The 2,295-nt window shown below is 60.4% G+C and carries 3 protein-coding genes; all 3 read left to right on the top strand.

Annotated elements, in window-relative coordinates; all coding sequences use genetic code 11:
• On the top strand, positions 1-391 hold a 391-nt coding region (locus AC097L_RS23215), incomplete at its 5' end, for an OmpW/AlkL family protein (protein WP_479589106.1).
• 208 nt (positions 392-599) lie between these two features.
• Entirely contained in the window at positions 600-908 is a 309-nt protein-coding gene (locus AC097L_RS23210) for a BON domain-containing protein (protein WP_479589105.1), read from the top strand.
• 84 nt (positions 909-992) lie between these two features.
• Positions 993-2,024, top strand: coding sequence for an IS30 family transposase (locus AC097L_RS23205; RefSeq protein ID WP_479589104.1), 1,032 nt, complete (start codon positions 993-995; stop codon positions 2,022-2,024).
• The last annotated feature ends 271 nt before the right edge of the window (positions 2,025-2,295 follow it).

Genomic DNA, 2,295 nt, shown 5'->3' with positions numbered 1-2,295 from the left:
CAACATTGCCGCCGAGCTGGTGCTGACCGTGCCGCAGAAGCAGACGCTGAGCGCAGGCGGCACCGCCATCGGCAGCTTCAAGCACCTACCCCCCACCCTGACGCTGCAGTACCACGCGCCCCAGGCCGGTTTTACGCCCTACGTGGGTGCGGGCCTGAACTACACCCGCCTGAGCGCGGTGAACCTGCCCGCAGGCGTGACGGTAGACCGCAACAGCTTCGGCCCCGCGCTGCAGGTAGGTGTGGACATTGCGCTGGCAAAAAACCTGGTGCTGAACGTCGACCTGAAGAAGGTCTATATCCGCACCGACGTGGCCGCCGGTGGCAGCAAGCTGGGCACCTTCAAGGTAGACCCGGTGCTGTTCGGCATCGGCCTGGGCTGGAAGTTCTGAGTTACCAAAAAAATTTACGTCAAATGGGCAGCCTGTGCTTATTGCATAAGCACGAGCAGCTCTTATAAATATAGCAAACGATAGATCCAGGGTTGCACCCTGGATGACAGATGCAACACAGCCTGCGTGTTGCCGACACACAAAAGTCCGGGCCGCTTGGGAAGATCACCTCACCGCAAAACATTGCAACAACCCAAAGGACTTCACCATGACCCGCTCTTTCAACCGTATCGCCGCCTCCGCTTTGTTCGCCCTGGCCGCAGGCGCATTCCTCCCCGCCCACGCTGCTGGCAACGACGCAGACCTGGCCAGCGCGGTGCAATCCACCCTGACCAGCCAGCTCGGCAGCGACGCCAAAGACCTGACCGTCACCGCCAGCAACGGCACCGTGGTACTGCACGGCTGGACCCAAGGCCCGCAAGAAGTATCCAAGGCCCGCTATGTGGCCAGCACCGTGCCCGGCGTGAGCAACGCTTACAGCAACGTGCGCACCTTCTCGACCGACAGCAACGATTAAGCCCAATATGGGGGCGTTTTAGCCCTCTCGCGCTTGGCGAGTTCAAATCTGAAGTGCAACACCTTATTCAACTAAGGTGCAGAAATGACAAAAGCTCCCCAGTACCAGCAACTTCAGTCGGACGAGCGCATCGCGCTGGCACAGTACCGCGAGCAATGCTTGGGCATCCGGGCCATCGCCCGACTGCTTCACCGCTCACCCTCCACCATCAGCCGTGAGATTGAGCGCAATGCCCCGTTGGCCGCCTACAGCGGCACCTTTGCCCATCAGCGCTGTACCCGCAGGCGCAGACTCTGCCGCCCAGCCCCTAAACTTGTCTGCACGGGGGCTTTGTTTGCCCAGGTCTGCGTACTGCTTAAACGCAAATGGTCACCCGAGCAAATCTCCCTCCACTTAGCCCGGCAATCTCCTTCTGATTGGACCCAACGCGTGTCCTTTGAAACCATCTACAACGCCATCTACGCCCAACCCCGAGGCGAGCTACGCAAAGACCTGATTGCCTGCTTGCGCCATGCGCGCTCCAAACGCATGCCGCGCACCCGAGGCACAGACCGCAAAGCCCGAAGCGCGGACATGCTCAGCATCCATGTGCGTCCACCCGAGGTCAACGACCGGCTGTTTCCCGGCCACTGGGAGGGCGACTTGATCAAGGGCCGCGCTAACGCCAGTGCCGTAGGCACGCTGGTGGAGCGCTCCTCACGCTTATTGATTCTGGTGCACCTGCCACACCCCAAACCCGCCAGTGCGGCCAATGTATTGCAGGCTTTTACAGACAAGCTGCGCTGCATTGCCCAGCCTATGCGCCACAGCATGACGTATGACCAGGGCAGCGAGATGGCGCGCCACAAGGAGCTCAGCGCCAATACCGGCATTGCGGTGTACTTCTGTGACCCCCACAGTCCTTGGCAGCGCGGCACCAACGAAAACACCAATGGCTTGGTGCGTCAGTACCTGCCCAAAGGCATGGATCTCTCAGATGTGAGCCAGGAGCAGCTCGATGCCATTGCCGATGAGATCAACAACCGCCCTCGTAAGACATTAAATGCGCACTCGCCTATTGAGGCCTATCGCGATTTCTTGCTGAAACACCATTCTCAGCACGCTACCATTCAATGATCCTTGTGTTGCACTTGGACTTGAATCCGCCCTTATCCATCCAGCGGTGGCAGCTATTTAAAAGATAGCTGCCACCGCTTTTGCGTTGCGGGCCCGGCCCATCCGGGACAATACCCGCATGCCCACCCTCCCCCATTTGCTGATTCCCCTGGCCCCCAGCGCGTCGCCAGGCTGCCGCCAGGCGTTGCCCACGCTGCGCCTGCCCAATCTGGAGCGCCTCCTCAATCGCCTCACCGCCACCGTCCGCGACAACGGCGAAGACACCAGCCTG

This window comes from Rhodoferax sp. RT5P35 (assembly GCF_056521385.1).
Note: the sequence above shows the minus strand (reverse complement) of the source record. Positions and strands in the feature narration are given on the sequence as shown.